General features: G+C 56.2%; 16 protein-coding genes and 1 pseudogene. 10 read left to right on the top strand and 7 right to left on the bottom strand.

Going from position 1 to position 16,266, the window contains the following annotated elements:
* Positions 1 to 51 precede the first annotated feature (51 nt).
* Entirely contained in the window at positions 52 to 459 is a 408-nt protein-coding gene (locus ACYVGC_RS17600; RefSeq protein ID WP_460585157.1) for a hypothetical protein, read from the bottom strand.
* 1,060 nt (positions 460 to 1,519) lie between these two features.
* On the opposite strand from ACYVGC_RS17600, the gene ACYVGC_RS17595 reads away from it, so the two are divergent.
* From ACYVGC_RS17595 to ACYVGC_RS17585, 3 genes are all read left to right on the top strand, one after another.
* Entirely contained in the window at positions 1,520 to 1,807 is a 288-nt protein-coding gene (locus tag ACYVGC_RS17595; protein ID WP_460585156.1) for a transposase, read from the top strand.
* Positions 1,804 to 2,679: an IS3 family transposase gene (locus tag ACYVGC_RS17590; protein ID WP_460585155.1), complete on the top strand. Its 876-nt coding sequence runs from the start codon at positions 1,804 to 1,806 to the stop codon at positions 2,677 to 2,679. The genes ACYVGC_RS17595 and ACYVGC_RS17590 overlap by 4 nt, the downstream gene beginning before the upstream one ends.
* A 61-nt stretch (positions 2,680 to 2,740) precedes the next feature.
* Positions 2,741 to 3,442, top strand: a complete 702-nt coding sequence (locus tag ACYVGC_RS17585) for a hypothetical protein (RefSeq protein ID WP_460585154.1) — start codon at positions 2,741 to 2,743, stop codon at positions 3,440 to 3,442.
* Positions 3,443 to 3,457: 15 nt separating this feature from the next.
* Here ACYVGC_RS17585 and ACYVGC_RS17580 read toward each other — a convergent pair.
* A pseudogene (locus tag ACYVGC_RS17580) lies at positions 3,458 to 4,203 on the bottom strand (IS5 family transposase); the annotation flags it as partial.
* Between the two features lie 371 nt (positions 4,204 to 4,574).
* Complete coding sequence (locus tag ACYVGC_RS17575) at positions 4,575 to 4,802, bottom strand: helix-turn-helix domain-containing protein (protein ID WP_460585153.1); 228 nt, start codon at positions 4,800 to 4,802, stop codon at positions 4,575 to 4,577.
* A gap of 116 nt (positions 4,803 to 4,918) precedes the next feature.
* Between ACYVGC_RS17575 and ACYVGC_RS17570 the strand changes: the two genes are divergently transcribed.
* Complete coding sequence (locus ACYVGC_RS17570; RefSeq protein ID WP_460585152.1) at positions 4,919 to 5,278, top strand: hypothetical protein; 360 nt, start codon at positions 4,919 to 4,921, stop codon at positions 5,276 to 5,278.
* Here ACYVGC_RS17570 and ACYVGC_RS17565 read toward each other — a convergent pair.
* Complete coding sequence (locus ACYVGC_RS17565) at positions 5,229 to 5,483, bottom strand: helix-turn-helix domain-containing protein (protein WP_460585151.1); 255 nt, start codon at positions 5,481 to 5,483, stop codon at positions 5,229 to 5,231. The genes ACYVGC_RS17570 and ACYVGC_RS17565 overlap by 50 nt on opposite strands.
* A gap of 855 nt (positions 5,484 to 6,338) precedes the next feature.
* Here ACYVGC_RS17565 and ACYVGC_RS17560 point away from each other — a divergent pair.
* The 3 genes from ACYVGC_RS17560 to ACYVGC_RS17550 all read left to right on the top strand — a co-directional run bounded on the left by ACYVGC_RS17560 (position 6,339) and on the right by ACYVGC_RS17550 (position 8,612).
* Entirely contained in the window at positions 6,339 to 6,461 is a 123-nt protein-coding gene (locus ACYVGC_RS17560; protein WP_460585150.1) for a hypothetical protein, read from the top strand.
* A 319-nt stretch (positions 6,462 to 6,780) separates the two neighbouring features.
* A complete protein-coding gene (locus tag ACYVGC_RS17555; RefSeq protein ID WP_460585149.1) occupies positions 6,781 to 7,155 on the top strand; it encodes a hypothetical protein in 375 nt (124 codons plus the stop codon).
* A gap of 422 nt (positions 7,156 to 7,577) precedes the next feature.
* Positions 7,578 to 8,612 (top strand): TlpA family protein disulfide reductase, encoded by a 1,035-nt coding sequence (locus ACYVGC_RS17550; RefSeq protein WP_460585148.1) that lies wholly within the window; start codon positions 7,578 to 7,580, stop codon positions 8,610 to 8,612.
* Between the two features lie 32 nt (positions 8,613 to 8,644).
* Here the strand turns inward: ACYVGC_RS17550 and ACYVGC_RS17545 are convergent, their stop codons facing one another.
* Complete coding sequence (locus tag ACYVGC_RS17545; protein WP_460585147.1) at positions 8,645 to 10,861, bottom strand: DUF5712 family protein; 2,217 nt, start codon at positions 10,859 to 10,861, stop codon at positions 8,645 to 8,647.
* Between the two features lie 99 nt (positions 10,862 to 10,960).
* On the bottom strand, positions 10,961 to 11,689 hold the full coding sequence (locus ACYVGC_RS17540) for a hypothetical protein (protein WP_460585146.1): 729 nt from the start codon (positions 11,687 to 11,689) through the stop codon (positions 10,961 to 10,963).
* A 997-nt stretch (positions 11,690 to 12,686) separates the two neighbouring features.
* On the opposite strand from ACYVGC_RS17540, the gene ACYVGC_RS17535 reads away from it, so the two are divergent.
* Together ACYVGC_RS17535 and ACYVGC_RS17530 are read left to right on the top strand one after the other, a co-directional pair.
* On the top strand, positions 12,687 to 13,022 hold the full coding sequence (locus tag ACYVGC_RS17535) for a hypothetical protein (RefSeq protein ID WP_460585145.1): 336 nt from the start codon (positions 12,687 to 12,689) through the stop codon (positions 13,020 to 13,022).
* Positions 13,023 to 13,545: 523 nt separating this feature from the next.
* Positions 13,546 to 14,745, top strand: coding sequence for a DEAD/DEAH box helicase (locus ACYVGC_RS17530; RefSeq protein ID WP_460585144.1), 1,200 nt, complete (start codon positions 13,546 to 13,548; stop codon positions 14,743 to 14,745).
* A gap of 463 nt (positions 14,746 to 15,208) precedes the next feature.
* Here ACYVGC_RS17530 and ACYVGC_RS17525 read toward each other — a convergent pair.
* Positions 15,209 to 15,960, bottom strand: a protein-coding gene (locus ACYVGC_RS17525) for an IS5 family transposase (protein ID WP_460585197.1) whose coding sequence is annotated in 2 segments (ribosomal slippage) — positions 15,209 to 15,625 and positions 15,628 to 15,960 — 750 coding nt in all. Because the reading frame shifts where the segments join, the coding sequence is not laid out codon by codon here.
* A gap of 102 nt (positions 15,961 to 16,062) precedes the next feature.
* Between ACYVGC_RS17525 and ACYVGC_RS17520 the strand changes: the two genes are divergently transcribed.
* Positions 16,063 to 16,266, top strand: coding sequence for a hypothetical protein (locus ACYVGC_RS17520; protein WP_460585143.1), 204 nt, complete (start codon positions 16,063 to 16,065; stop codon positions 16,264 to 16,266).

Genomic DNA, 16,266 nt, shown 5'->3' with positions numbered 1-16,266 from the left:
AATATACCGGAAATCATCCTCTCGGACGTAAGCTGAGCGTTAATAATGAAGCTAGTGTACGTCCGAGAGGATGATTTCAGGCAACGCAGTAGCACCCGGCGGCCCTGGGGGTACGGCGCCCCACTCATACCCCGTTTTGTAAGGCGTTTGTTGAGCGTAGGGCACCAGCTGGTAGTGAAAGGAAAGGACCTGACCTTCTTGATAAGTCACGTTCGTGGGCAGATTAAATACCTTGGCCTGCGCGTAGAGCTTGCCTTGATAGCCTTCCAATGTTAGCGGAGCCACATCGACTATCCACCGCGGCTGGGTGTTCTGCCCCGGCATATCGTAGGTCAGTTGCATTTTTACCAATCGCCCGGTCGTGGCCCCGTCAGCAGGAGAAACCTCTCCTTTTTTATTGCATCCGCTCATAGCTAGCAGGCTAATACTGGCGAGGGTCAGGAGTCGATAAGCTTTCATAGCGCACGGAAAGGTTTACTAAATTGTAAAATACTTGCTTATAATCCTGCCAACTGCTCAATGCGACAAGGCGAGTTGCGTATCGGAAACGGTGAGTTCGGGTAGGAGAAGCGTCCAATACGGCATCGGGCCCAGATAATACGTCTCTACGAATGTTTTCCAAGCCGACTGCTGGGCGTAGGGTACGAGGTGGTAATGAAACGTAATGGGTCGCCCGGCTTTATAAACTGCCGTATCAGGCAGGTCGAATACCTTGACCTGCTGGTAAAGCTTGTCCCGAAATCCCGGTTATGAATCAGGCGCGATGTCCACAATCCAGCGGGGACGGGAATTCTTATACTGAGGGTCTGAAATCATTTCTACCTTCACCAAGCGGCCAGTTACCAACTCAGTCGCCGGTGTTACATCGGCCTCTTTCTGGCAGCTGTTGCTCATAGTCAGCAGACTAATAGCAAGCAGGGCAACGGGTAGACGAGCTTTCATAATGCGGGCGATTTAAACGGTGTGTTGCGCAAGCACCGGCACGGCGAGCACTGGGCTAGCAAGTCGTAGTAAGAGCAGTTTCTTCATAGCCGAACGGGCAGGCGCACCGCTGGTTTACGCGCGCACTAGTGAAGAGCCTACAGACTTCTAATTGGTTGCATAGCAGCAGTATTAATCTAAAAGATATTGCTTTGTATCTTAAAGCAAGAAAAAGGCCGGTCCTTGCAAACTAGCAGTTTCTGCTTAAAATTCTACTTATCGCTACCTATATGAGCCGAGTGAAACCAGTCATCTCACCGACTCCTTTGGTGCGATAAGGAAGTCTTATAATACCTAAACTCCCGCTAGTCTACTCGGGCATACCTGAACCCAGATGCGATAGTAAGGAACCCTGTGCATCCCGGAATGGCTGCATTACTTCGCTTGGCGTGCCCAGCAAATTTGATAGTAGACCTGCTACTTCGTTGGCATAAACCATTGCTTCAAACCAAAGCGTGCATTCTATGGCCGGTGGGAGTTGGATAAATGAGGTGGTCGAGTGAAACAGGAGAGAATTGAGTGCTAATTTCCCCATCTCATGGAAAAAGCCTCTTCCTCCAAACGGCCGCGCTATGATGCCGCCTTCCGGGCCGAAGCCCTTCGTCTGGCCAGCGAAAGTCGCTCGACGCTGGCCGCCGCCCGTGCGCTGAATATCAACGCTAAGCTGCTCTACCAGTGGCAGAAAGCGGCCCAGCAGCCCTTGCCCGCTGACCCGGTGGAAGCCGCCGAGGTGCGCGCCCTGCGTCAGGCCAACAAACGGCTGGCACAAGAGCTGGAAATTTTAAAAAAAGCCATCGCTATCTTCTCGACTACCCCGACCCCGTGAGCCAGCTGCAGTTCATTGACCAGCAACGACTTCACTATTCGGTGCAACTGCTCTGCCACGTGCTGGCTGTCGTGCCTAGCCGCTATTACGCCTGGTGCCAGCGGGCCGAACCCACCGCCGAGCCTGCTTGGGAAACCGCGATGGTCGACGTGTTTGATGACCATCAGCGGCGCTACGGCACCCGCCGGCTGCAAGTCGAACTGCGCGCGTTGGGCCACCGCGTGGGGCGACAGGCCCTGCGCACGGCCTTGCGTCGCCACGGCCGCAAAGCCTTGCAGCCCAAGGCTTTTACGCCCCGTACGACGGATTCGACCCACGGCAAGCGCTGTGCCCCCAACCTGCTGCTTGACCAGCCGCGCCCGACCCAGGCCAATCGCGTGTGGGTCAGCGATATCACCTACTTACCCCTGGCCAACGGCAACTGGGTTTATTGCTGTGCCTTTCAGGATGTGTGCACCAAGCAGGTGGTGGGCTGGCAAGTGCGGGCTGACATGCCCGAAGCTCTGGTGACCAGCGCTTTACAACGGGCACTGCTCGCGCAACGACCCCGTCCAGGTCTGATTGTCCACTCCGACCGCGGCGGTCAGTACGTGGGCAAGGTCTACAAAACCCTGCTGCGCAACGCCAAGGCCCAGCTCTCGCACAGTCGCCGCGGCGAGTGCTACGACAATGCGCAGGCGGAGAGCCTCTGGGCGCGCCTCAAAACGGAGCTACTCGAAGCCCGCGAGTGGCCTGTTTTTACGGACCTAGCCGATGCGCAAGCCAGCGTCGCCGATTATTTTGACTACTACAATCACAAACGCCGCCACTCCAGTATTGGCTATTTAAAGCCTTATCTCTTTCATCAACAACGACTTGCCAATATCGCCTAATTCTCTCCTGCTCAACTAGAACACCCCATTTGACTACGAGTTAAGCTTTTCTGAATTGGGCATGACGGACCTCTTTGTGCTGGATTTGGTACGGTTCTCCCATCAGATAGCCTCATTTCAAGTTGAAGTTTATAAAACCTCGTGGCCAGTCGAAAAGCCTTTCGGCAACGACATTGACACATTCGTGCAGGACGCGACGGGCCACTACGATTGGTACGCGCTGCAAGCCAAAGTAATGTCGCACGAGGGCGTGTTTAAAGACCTTAAAGTCAAGAAGCCTGGAACGGTTGAAGAGCAATGGCACAAATTGCTACTGCATGAGTACCTGTTTGGCAGCCAAGCATTTTATCTGCTTTACGTGGGAAAGTCAAAAACCAGTTTTCCCACCACGCCGCCAATCTGGTCGGACTGCAAGGGGCCGGCATCGATTGCCGATTTTGGTCTAACGCTGGTAAAGGCGCTGGATATCATGAATACGGTTGCCAGCACCTCGCCCATGCCGTTTAGCGATGTTTTCCCCAGCGTAGCAGAGCCGCTACGCTCGCTTTTCTGCTGTCCGCGTAAAGCACCAGAAAGGGCCACTAAATTTAGCAAAAAAGATATCCTGCCCCCCGCTTATAAGCGGGTATATGCGCGAGGAAAAGGTGACGACCCGTACCGGGGCTATAACCACTCGGATAATTTCCTACCGGATGGCTTTGCCCCTATCCGCATTTTAATCGACCTCAACCCGGATGTGGTGAATGAGAAGGCTACTAGCTAGGAAGTGGTAACAGTCACGTAACCACAAGACGGTCGCCGCCAAATGCACGAAAGCCAAAAAATGCGCGTCGAGCTTGTCGTAGCGGGTCGCCACGCGGCGAAACTGCTTCAGACGGCTGAAAAGTCGCTCAATGGCTTGGCGCTGAGCGTAGCGCACGGGGTCGTAGGCGCGTGGCTGACGTCGTTTACGTCGGGGTGGAATCACGGCGCTGGTGCCGCGGGCGGCCAAGGCGGCCACGAGCGGGTCGGCATCGTAGCCGCGGTCGGCGAGGAGATAGGCCGGGGCCAAACTGCCGAGCAGCGTCAAGGCCTGCGGCGCGTCGTGGCGCTGACCAGCTGTCAGGCAGCCACGTACGAAGCGGCCTTGGGCGTCGGCGAGCACATGCAGTTTGCTGGTCAAACCGCCGCGGCTGCGCCCGATGGCTTGCGGCCCGTTTTTTTGCGCGCGCCGCTAGCGTGCTGGTGGGCCCGCACGGTGGTCGAGGCCAGCAGCAACGTGTGCAGGGCATCGTCTTGTTGCACAGCCGCTAAGACCTTGGCCCACACCCCACTGCGCGCCCAGCGCTGGAACCGGGTGTACGTGGTGTGCCAGTTGCCCCACTCCGCGGGCAAGGCCCGCCAACGGCAGCCGTTGCGTGCCAGCCAGAGCACCGCTTCCACAAAGCGGCGGTTGTCTTGCCCACGGCCACCCTTGCACCCTTCCCGGCCCGGAAGCAATGGGGCAATCCGCGCCCACTGCGCGTCCGTCAACAAATACTCCATGCCCAAACATACCCCAGACTGTTAACACTTCCAGCTAGTTAAGTCAAGTGGTAGTTGGTGGAACTGAAACGAGCCTTGCGCAAGCTCACGTGTGTAGGTTTTCACCTAGCCGTGTACGGCCCGAAACTGGGCCATAATTTCTTTCTCGCTGCCCGTAGCTTAGGCCGGGTCAGGGAAATTATAGTTTACTTGGCTGAGGAAGAAAACCCTGGGCAGACCTCATTGGCGTGGTCACCTACCGTAATTACGTAGTTGAACGGCACGGCGGCGTAGTCCTCGACGTGGTTGCTAGTGTGGTGACTAATAATTCGGCAAGACGCATTTTTACGACTTCCTTTTCTCTCCTAGCCAGGCAGATAGCTATTGCGCTATCAAATAGTGGCCGTAAACGTTACCAACTCCGCTAATGAGATTTCAAGCCCTTCGGCCAAGCAAACGAGCACATCCAGCGTAGGCGCTGTCTGGGCCGTCTCCATGCGGTAAATCGTCTTCTTGGTAATGTCGGCCGCATCAGCCAGCGCCTGCTGGCTCCAGCCTCGTGCCTCGCGTAGGCGCCGTAGGTGTTGCCCAAACGCCTGAATACTGGCCGGTTTCTTCATTTCCGCAAGCTCCGGCTAGCCCGGCTGAATTTTGTGGACATATAGTTCTCCTTTTGCAAAAAGGCGCGTAAGTTTGCACATCTGCTCTCCCTCTAGCCCAGCAGCTCGTTGCCCTTATGTGTTACCGTAAACACCTACGCCAGGTGCGCCACGCCCGTCGCCGGGCCAAGGCGCAGCAGCGGGCGCTGCTGGCGCTGGAACTGGAAGGCTTCGTGGCCCTCACCCTGCACACCGTTACGGAAACGCTGACCGTGCCCATCGAGCGGGCAGTGGGTGCCCAGGTGGCCGATACGTTACGCGAGGCCTTACGCGAGCGCCGCCGGGCCCTCAAAACCGAGGCCGGGCAACTACGGCGCGATGGGGGTGAAAATGCTTATCGACAGGGTAAAGCCGCAACGGTGCCGGCTGCCCAGCCCCCGGAAGACCCTATCGACCGGGCTCCCCCGCCGAGCGAGGCGCCGGCCCCACAGAACTGACCAACTCGGCCAGCGAAATCTCCAGGGCCCGGGCCAGCGAGACGAGCACGTCCAGCGTCACGGAGTAGCGCGCCGTCTCGATGCGGTAAATCGTGGGCTTGGAGATATCCGCCTCGTCGGCCAGCACCTGTTGGCTCCAGCCGCGCGCCTCCCGCAGCTGGCGTAGGTGCTGCCCGAAGGCCTGCAAAATCACCTCATTTTTCACTCCGGCAAGCTGGACTTAAAAATCAGCGCCTCTGTAATCACATGTGATTGCTTTTATACTTTCTTTCCTATCTTGCAACCGCTTTTGCGCCCCAGCCATTCTTCTTGTCCATGATTACGCCATCTGCTTCCGTACTCGCTGCCCCAGCTACCCGCGTGCCCTACACCCAGGCTACCTCCCGCCAGTTGGTCCAGGTCTTGGATTACGTAGTAGTCGAATTGACGCAACACTTTCCAACCCTGAATTTTCCATCCTGGAGCCATTGCCTGAGCCGGGAGCAGCCCGATTTATGGGTGGATGAGAACGGGGCTTTTCTCGATGACGAAGACCTAACCCGACTAACGCAGCGCTTGGCTACTTCGCCGGAGCTACCGCAACTCAGCCCCGCCATTTATCCCGACCAAGCCTGCTACCTAGCTCGCTACGTGGTCAACTGCCAGGACCAGGCCCTACGCGCGCTGACGGAAATTGAGGCGGCACCCCACGCCTTTGGTGATAGGGTGTACGCGTTGGTGCTTGACCTGGCGGCCGGCAACGGCATTGCCCAGCAAGTCTACCGGGTCACTCACCGGCAAACTCCCCCCCCTCTGGCCGTCCTGACCCGGCCGTCGCCCGCCTGGCTGCGCCCGCCCGTATCGCCGCCGTGCGCCACGCCCGCGGCGAGTTGGCTTATGCCGATACGGAGTTCACAGCGGCCGCAGCAATCCTTGGCACGGAAGCAGGGCAGTAAGCACCAGTCTTTCTCATGCGCACTGCTTTGCACCGACCAATTGCCTTCTGCGTCAGTCTGTTCACCCACTCACGCGGTTCCGGCACCTATTCAAGGCACCATTCTCTCCTGCTTATACAGGAATCATGCTGCTTAGCGACTTATGTGGCTGCCTGGTCTTTACTAGCGCCCTGCCCGAACTGCTCAAGTACTTGCTGCTGACCACGCTCAGCTCCGCGCCTCGCCTGCGCGGGGGCTGGCCGCCATAGGACTGCTGACGCTGGGCATAGGCCTAGCATTCGGAACCTTGCTAGGGGTCGTAGCGCCCCATATAGCTGACCCTTTTTTCTGTAATCGCCTACCCGTGTTTTTATGCCGCCGCTCCGCTTTACTTATTCTTCACTTCTACTAGTTACCGCCACCCTGCTGGGCAGTTGCTCCCAGCAGGGGCCGGCGACTTCCTCCGCTGACTCGGCTGGAGCATCCGTCCCTAAGCCTGCTCCGCAGTTTCCCTTTGGAACTAAAGTTGACTCGCTTAATGGCGTGGCGGGCCATTTTTTCGGCCAGCCGCTGAGCGCCTTCCCAAAAATGGAACTGCTCCCGGCCAATCCGGGCGAGCCCACCCGCACCTACCGGGCCCCGCAACTGGCCACCGGCAACTGGTTTGCTAAGCACCAGCGCGAGGTACCCTATCAGTACTATGACTTCGTTAACGGGCAGTTCTACCGCTTCCGGGCCGTGGGCGAGCCAGCCACGCTACGGGCCGAGGCCGAGTTTCTCTTCGGGCAGGGTCAGCAGGCAGGACCGCAGCTCTTTTGGGAGGGAGCCCAAGCGCGGGCTGTCTACTCTGAGCAGGCCCGGGGGCTGGGCCGCGAAGGCATGCTCCACGTACTCAGCAAGCCGCTTGAGGCTGCGCTGGCTGCCCAAGCCCAGGCCAAACTTAAAGCGGAAAATGCGCAATAAGCGAACACAGGATGCTAAATAGCTGACCGGCCTCTAACGCTAACAGAATGCGTGAGCTGTCCCGACTGGTGAGCAGGGGTCCTGCGGCTCAGCATCCCCTGGCTGGGTCACGTCCAACTCCTATACGCTACTGCCGACTACGGCGCTGGCACTTGCAAAACAGTTAGGGATAGAGATAATTGGCACCGGCCAGCCACCCTACCTGCTACCCGAGTTAATTTGCCAGCGCGACTCTGGCTGACCTGGCGGCCCGGTAGGAACGCACTAACCCGCGCCTGGGCCTGCGCACGTTGGCCGCCCCGCGCCTGATTACCAACGGGTAAGGAGCTGCCTGGGCTACTTATCTCCACCCGGCCAGCAACTGCCCCATGCTTTTTTCGCTCCCCACCCGTCACGCCCCCTGGGTTGCGCTAAGCTGCTTAGTGGCTCTTCCTGCCTCGGCTCAACAGGCCGGCGGCTTTACCCTCAGCGGCCAGGACGCGCGGCTGGCTGACCAGACGCTTTATCTACTACCCGCCGAGCGCCCCGGGCACGGGCAGCCCTGGCCGGCGCTGGACTCCGTGCAAGCTGACAATACGGGTCGTTTCGCGCTGCGCGGCCGAGTACCCAATCCAAACGCGTACTGGCTACGCGCTGGCCGTACCGGGCTCCCGCAGCTCGTCCCCTTAGCCAACCAGCAGGAGCAGCTAACGGTGCGGATTACGGAAGCGTCCGGCAGCACCCGGCAGGCGCCGGTTTACCGACTACTACTCAGTGGCTCCCCTGAGGTGGCGCTTTTGCAGACGCTGGCCCCCTACGTGGCCCTGCGTAGCCAGGCCGCGCCGGCCGCCGACGCGTCGCTGCGCCGCTTGCAACAGCTAGTGCGCCAGCAAGCCGCTTCCTACCTGGCGCCCTACCTGGCTTATACCTACCTACGCCCGCAGCCCCAGGCCCGACCCCTGTTGGACTCGCTCATCATTCGCTTCGCTCACGAGCAGCCCGCCTCTTCCTACCTGACTCGCCTGCGGGCACGGCTAGCCGCGCCCCGTTCCATGGTCGCTGGCGAGAGGGCGCCCGACTTTACCCTGCCCGACGCGCAGGGCCACCCGTTGACGCTGAGCACCCTACGGGGCCGCTACGTGCTCCTCGACTTCTGGGCCTCGTGGTGCGCCCCCTGCCGGGCCGCCAACCCGGCGCTGCTGGCTGCCTACCGGCGCTACCACGACCACGCGCCCGGCTTTACCATACTTAGCGTTTCCGTGGATGAGCAGCCCGCCGCCTGGCAGCGAGCCGTGACGCAAGACGCCTTGCCGTGGCCGCAGGTACTCGACCGGCAGGGCCTGCAGGGGCCTACCGGCAGGGGCTACCAACTAGTGGGCGTGCCGGCTACCTACCTACTGGACCCCGATGGGCGTATCATGACCACAGCGCCAGCCGGTCCCGCCCTGGAGCGGGAGTTAGCCCGTCACCTGCGGTAAACCCCAATGGCCAGCCGCTCGGCTCCCAGTCTTTACTTAGTAATCTGCGAGATTTCCAATTTTTTATCTCGTTTACTTAGGTCCACTACCCCCTGCCTAAGTGCCTGCGCGGCCTGGTCGCCCTGCCTTACTTCCGCACCGCTTAATTGCGCCCCACCCAACATACCCTGCACCTGTTCGTTGCGAGGAGTGTGGGTGTGATAATGCACCTGTACTTCCAAGTGCCCGTGGCCATCATTGAGGACTTCGCTAACGGCCGCCCCACATTTCAGCAGCTCTTCCCGAACGCGGCTGGCTAAGTGAGGGCTATCCGACTTCCGCAGCTCAAACACCAGCGTAGCCTGGTTGAATTGCCCCTCCCGCTCACTCCACTGCGCCTGCGGCACGGCTACCCCCGTCGCGGGCGCATCGGGTGTGCGCAGGGGATGGGGTGCTTCGTAAATACGCGCCGCGCTCCTGTCCTGCAGTTCGTTCAGCTTGGAAGCAACCTGCTCCTGGTTGCCCTGGTGCACCGCAAAGCAGTAGGGTAAGTGGGCTAGCTGCCCGGCCGTAGCGGGCATCACCTGTCCCGTGGCAACCCCGACAGCTGACAAAAAGGTGCGGCACTTTTCCAGCCGCTCTTCCGCTGAGAAGCTTGCATTAGCGTCCAGTTCAATAAATCCGTACTGCACCAGCAGGCGTCCCATAACTGCTTGGGCGGCGGGCGGCACGGGTACTTCGTCCGGCGTGAACAGCTCCCCGCTGGCTCGGTGCCGAACTCCAACCAGTTGGCCGCTCTCCTGCGTCACCACTTCCAGGCCCTGGCCGTTCAGTAGGAACGCGAAGGAGGCGCCCGTCTGCTGGGCCGTAGTGGCGGCAGTAGCTACCTGCTGCCGCGTCTGGTCTGCCAATTCTTCCCGAACCTTCCACGCAGCGTCCCAGGCCGCCTCATTTGCTTCAGCTTGCTTGGCGGCTTCCCACCGTTCGAATTGCTCGTCCAGCGTGAGCGGCGGCTCGCTGGCTGGGGAGTCTCCTGACGAGTCCGGTTTCTCGGCCGGCACCTCAACCACTGCTGCTAAGGGCGATTTAAATTGTCCCGTTTCGGAGGCAGCCGACGGTACCGAAGGCACGGTCACCAAACTTTCTGCTGCTTCGCCGGGCTGCTGTGCATACGCTTGCTGCTGCGCTACCAGGGTACGAGAGAGTGCCTGCAGCGTGCGCTCCAGCGACTGCTGCGCGTCGGGAAAAATCAGCTTTTCCTCCGGAAAGGTTACCAGTTCAGCAGTGGGTGTTGGCAGTACGGTAGGCACCCTAGCAAACGCCTCTGCGCGCTGAACCAGACCCGTTGTCAGGTACGCGTAGGGCGCGGGAGTGTAAGTTCCTCTTTCGGAGTTTAACTCGATTTGCCGCAGCCGACGGTAGAAAATAACGTCATAGCCGCGTGCTTCAGCGGCGGCTTTTACCTGCTGCGGGTCCAGCTGCTGGTACTCACTCCGCTTACTGTTCACCCGCACTACCTGCCCTTGCAGCCGCTTATCCCGGGCTTGCAGCTGCGCGGGAGTAAGCGCTTTTTTCTGCTGGTTGGCGGCGGCCCGTGCCTGAATATCGAGCGCCTTTTCCGCCACTTGCTGTTCCCTACTTGGAGCTACCTCACCACTAGGAATATGAAATTTTCCTAACCCCAGTTGCTCGTCCAGCTGCACGCACGCCTGCGCCTGGTACTGCACCCGACTGAAATGATTAACCGTTGCTAGCGGGTTGAGCGTGTGCTTTTGCGTCGCATCGCGGGCCGACACGATAATATGCACGTGCGTTTGCAAGCCCGGCTTTAGTTGTCCCTGTACACCTACATCAGTACCCCGACTTTTCCGCTCTTCGTGCACCGTCGCCGCCCAGACCAAGTCCGCTTCGCGCAATTTGTGTCCTGATTTGAATTGAAAGTTTTTTGCGTATAAGTCCATCGCCTGCTGCATGTACGCCGCCAGTATTTGCCCGTCAGCGCCTAATGCTGCTAGTTCTTCTGCGCCAGGACTAAGCACCAGCGAGTAAAATTTAGCTGACGTCGCTCGCAAGCCTTTTTGATTACCATCAATCAGCGCTACTACCTCATCAGCCATGAGTAGTGGCTTGTCGGGTGATGTAAAAAAAGTCGCTTCTCGGCCGTTTTCTTTAGCCTCTTTTTCCAGGTAATTAGTCGTTCGACGGGCACTACCGGCATTATCAAACACCTTTTGACCATTGGTCTTAGGATTAATAACCTTAACGTACATTGCAAATCAGGGCAGAAAAGATACAACAACAGCACGCGAAGCAAAGAAACAACCAGGCGTAATACGTGCTAAATAAACCACACCCAAGGAGCCCATTCGTTAAGGTACGGGCTCATTATCTGGTAAAATAATTTGTGAAAATAGCTTAGTTGGCAGTGGGCGAATAGCCAGCGTGGTCAATTCAACTGGCATAGTTTCCATCAACTTGCGCAGCTCCACTACCCTGTGAAGCGTGACATGCATATCGTGCCTCTGACTGCTAGCGGTAAGGTCTGCAGCCGCAAGAGGCATATCCTTAAATTTGAGTAACAGCTCCTCCAGCAGCGTGCGATTCAAATGCGTTTCTACACCCACCCCAAGAATTTTCTCTACTAACGGCGTAAGAATCTGCGTCTGCATTGTAGTTTGCCGGAGGAGAATACCGGCTTCAATCCGTGCCAGATAAGTCATCATTGTTACCTCCTGTGCCATTTGAAATCTGTACATATCTTGTTCCAAGGTGTGCAGCTTTTTGGTCAAGTCATCACTTACCTGGCTCAGAAGTTTGCGCATGTTGTGACTCATCTCATTGATTTCAGCCCGCGTCTTAGCTGCCTCCATTAGCACGCTGGTCTTCGTGGGGTCCAGGCCAAGTTCCGCGTAATTACGAATTGCCGCACTAGCAAAATTCCTTTGATGCGTGTTCAGCTTCTTAGAAATTCGCACCAGCATGGTGTACGCATCGGCTTCGAGTGCCACCCCTGTTTTAATTGAAGCAGTAGATTTTGATGCAGTTTTTTCTACTGACCTGCGTGCGGCGGACCGTTTAGGTAGTAAGGATTCTTGCATGATACGCAGCGGCTTAGAACGCTGATTCCTGGATAGCTAGGGATAAAAAGCCGGTTTTTAACACCTTGATAAAAGAGCAACTAAAACCTAAATTGAAACAATTTATTACCAATTCTACTCTGATTTTCAGCTACTTAAAACATTTTATAATTTTTAAACTCATTATTAATTGATAATCAATGAATTAGCTTCATTTTGAGCGCGTCCTCTAGCTAACTAATACTATCAATTACCTGCCTAAGCCACTGTAACCTCTGTAAGCTACTACTGAAAGTTGTATTAGGCTAGCATCCATTCACTAGCAGCGCCATAATCCGAAGCTATAAATGGAATACAATCTCTGTTAGATGCCCAGTAGACTGATTACTTCCCTAACCTAAGTTGGTACCAGTACCTGCTATTTCTATCACTACTAGAACACTACTTATTTGCACCAGACGCACTGTTCCATGTCAGTTTCTGTCAACTATTTTGTCTATAAGTGGTCAGTAATGACAGCACATCGGTCACCAACCATTAGTACTAAAGCAGCAAGCTTAACCTCGCACTCTTGTGATACGGGGCTCCTACTCTTCCAAAAAGAATGGCTAATAAGCTTACAAAGGCTGCCGCATAAATGACAAGTACTTGACTACTCCTCGCTTATACTAGCAACAAAATGCATCTTACTTGAGCGTGCTTTCCTCTGCTTAAGTTAGCCATTCTAAATAGTACTTGCCATCGATTGTCAACACATAACCACTCAGTACACATCGTTTTTTGTGACAACTAATCTTCAACTGAATCCCACCTTGGTTTCGCTATGAGTTATTCAAAAACAAGCCTAGTGACTAGTAAGCCATTTATTTAGTACGCTCTTCTAAACGCTAAGTTGACACAACACCCTGCGCCTAGAGTTGCTTTACGTTGGTTATTCCGTGCGTATTATTGCCCTGCGTTGCGTTTACCTTGCAGCATGTAGCACCACTATTTCTTCACTCACCCTATTTTCACCGCCATGAGCACAGATTCAACTCCCACTAATAGTAAACCAGTCAAGCTAGGTTCCCCTAAAAGAGGACGTACCCGTGTTAAGAAGGCCGTCGCTCTGCCAGATGCTCCCATTATTTTGCCGAAAGAATTGGCAATGGTTGTAGACTATCATGCGTACATGAGCAAGCATTCCGGCACGCAGCTGACTTATGAGGAAGTGATTCAGGAAGCTATCATCAACCATGTCGAAGCATTAAACAAGGTTGGCATCCAACTACCTCCCATGATGGCTGAAAGTGTCGCAAGATTCAAGGCTACTCATCCCACGTTTCGAACCGGTTCTGCTACAGCCAGCGAATAAGTACCTACTATTTTTTCTTGTCTTAGCTGGTTAAGTACGTTAAACTAACCCCTGGAAAAACGTTTGCCTTAACTGTCACTGCTGTGGGCCCAAGACGATTCCACGTAACCAGCTGAGTCAAATGTTTTATTCTATTTGTTTGACAGCACCTAGTAACGACGCTTAAGTTTCGCTGCCTGCTGGGGGCGACTGAACGCTTACTCGCAAGGTCAGCATTGCTTAGCTAAGGCTCAATAAAAAGTAGGCCCTGGCAGCTTCCTAGTAAGTAGGTGTGCGGGTGGTTCACCTACCGTTAGTAGCGAGCACCAACTTGCGTAGACTGTGTAGGGAGTAGCGAGGGCCAGGCATTAACCTGGTGTAAACAAGCTACCGAAAGCTAATTTGGCCTTCTTCCCTTCGTTGCTTCTTCACAAAGTCAGTTTCGAACCAAGCAGGAATAAGTAGCAGTGGCTATTAATTGGCAATGTCATCCCGCCGTCAGCTCACGCGCTCTTTTCATCGGTCTTTCTATTTCGTTTTCTTTATGATGCCTGCTTCCACCAATACGCCTGCCAGCGTAGCCACCCTGCGTAAACAAGCCCTCCAGGACTACGTGCTAGCAACCGTGAAAGGCCGACGCGTAGCCGGGGCTGCGGTGGCGATGGGAGTCGGTAAAACGCTCATTGGCCTACGTGATATGGAGCGCTTGCTACCCCCTGGCCCGCTGACTGAGCCAGGTACCAAGCCATTTCTAGTAGCCGCCCCTACCCAGGCCATCCTGGATTCCTGGCCGCAGGAAGCCCACAAGTTTGGGTTGGAGTACCTTCTGGAGCATATCGACTTTACCACCTACCGCTCCCTGAGCAAGACCCTGAGTAGCGGCCACTACCACAAGCTCTACCTCGATGAGTGTCACGCGCTCAAGGATTCGCACGAGCCCGGGTTGAAAGCCCACGTGGCGCGGAAGAAAAGCATCCTGGGCCTGACCGGCACCCCGCCGGCGCAACCAAATTCCGAGAAGGGCCGACTCGTGGCTACCTACTGTCCGATACTCGTGGACTATACCACCGATGAGGCTGTGTTAGCGGGGCTGCTCAATGACTACCGACTAGTCGTGCATCGATTGCCCTTGAGTACCGTGCGCGACTACCAGCTCACCTTCAAATCGGGCAGCCAGCTGCTGACCAGCGAGCGGGAGAACTACCACTACTGGACGAACCGGCTGGCCAACGCGGCCCAGGACTCACTACCGGTGGATACGCTGCGCATCCTGCGCATGCAGGCGCTGATGAACTACCCCGGCAAGGGCCGTTACATGACTCACCTGGCCAGTCAGTTCTCGGAGAAGGTACTGTTCTTTACCTGCAATCAGCAGCAGGCTGAGCAGCAAGCCGCGCATACTTATCATTCCAAGAACAAGCATAGTCAGGCCAACCTGGAGAAGTTTAACGCGGGTGACATCCAGCGCCTGGCCTGCGTGGCCCAGCTCTCGGAGGGCATCAATATTGCCAACCTGCGAGTAGGCATTATCTGGCACGCCTTCGGCAACGAGCGCAAGGCTGCACAGCGCATCGGCCGGCTACTGCGCCTCAATCCCGACGAGACGGCTACGGTACACCTGCTTATGTACCAGGATACCGTCGACGAGCAGTGGGTGGCGCAGGCGCTGGCCGCCTTTGACCCTACCAAAGTCAGTTACGTGGACGCCCACCTGCCGCAACTGGGAAACAGCGAGGTAGCCTAGATAGGCAGCCCAACGGAGAAGTCTATTACCCTTGCAGCCTTGCTACCTGGAATAGTTACGCTGGCAGATATTGAAGGCAGCGGTAGAACTGACGCTAGCTAACCCAACTGCTTATCAGTGCAAGGCGTTTAAATAATGTAGATACACGGGTCTGCCACCCTGCGAAGCCTTTTGTTACACCATTTACTTCGATTCGCCGCTTAACTTTCTGAAAGTCATTACTTAAAGACTCAAAAAAATCGACTCACTTTGTTTTGAGTCTTTAAGACTTCTTTCTCTTTCTTTAACTTATTTAGGTGCTGCCTAACTAGCTGAATTTCAAATTTTTATTAGACTTAACTAGGGAAGAAATGCCGCCTAATTGGGGAAGGAATGCCGTCAACTAAGGAAAAAATGTCGTTGAAGTGCGGAAAAAATGCCGCAAACTAGGGAAGAAATGCCGTTAACTAGGTTGTACGGACAATTAGCGCAGCCACAATAGGGCGGAAACAAAGTGGACCATTCCCAAGAAGCTACTGGCTGTTTTATCGTAGCGCGTGGCCAGTCGGCGAAACTGCTTGAGGCGACTGAAAAAGCGTTCGACTTTGTTGCGGTCGCGGTAGAGATTGCGGTCAATTATGCGTTGGACAAGGCGATTCTTTTTACTTGGAATCACCCCTTGGGCTCCCAAGGCTCTCACGCAGGCGAGTACAGCGTCCGTATCATAGGCTTTATCGGCCAGTATGTTGCCTGCGCCTTGGGCGGCCGACAGCAGCTCCGCTGCCCGCCGGCAATCCGCCTGCTGGCCGGGGCCGAGTACCACGCGCAGTGGGTTGCCCAGCGCATCGACTACGGCGTGGATTTTGGTCGTCAGCCCGCCGCGGCTACGGTCAAGGGCTTCGTCGCCGACACGGCTTTTTTTCGGCTGCCTGCCGCTTGGGCGTGGGCCCGCACCACGGTCGAGTCAAGCATTACCCAGTCCAAATCGGGTTCCTGCACGGCCTCGAACAAACGTTGCCAAATACCTTTTTGGGCCCAGCGCCGGCTACGTTTGCGCAGCGTGTCATGCTTGCCAAAGCGGGCCGGTAGCGCGCGCCAGGCGCAGCCGTGGCGCGCCACCCAAAACACGGCGTTGAGAAAGAGTCGGTTATCGACGCCTGTGCGGCCTACATCGCCAGCTTTACCCGACAAATGGGGCGCCAAAGCGGCCCACGCATGGTCACTGATTTCATCCAGATTAGTCACGAACGCAAAGATAATTGCCCGTACAACCTAGGGAAAATTTCTAATTTCTTCCTTGGTTTGCGGCATTCCTTCCTTGGTTTACCTCCCCCATCCATGAAAGGGCTCCAGACCACGAAGCTGAACGAAGTCGCTTTCCTGAGCAACACCATTATTCGCTCTCCCCTGTACCTCAGCAATATCGAGGCCCGGCTGTTTGCGCTGGCGCTGGGGTGCCTGCACCAAAAAGAGGAGTCGCTGGAGTTCTCCGTGCACTTCAATGACGTGACAACCACCTCCCGCAATGGAGGCAGCCAGTAG

The sequence above is a fragment of the Hymenobacter arcticus genome, from assembly GCF_054779975.1.
Note: the sequence above shows the minus strand (reverse complement) of the source record. Positions and strands in the feature narration are given on the sequence as shown.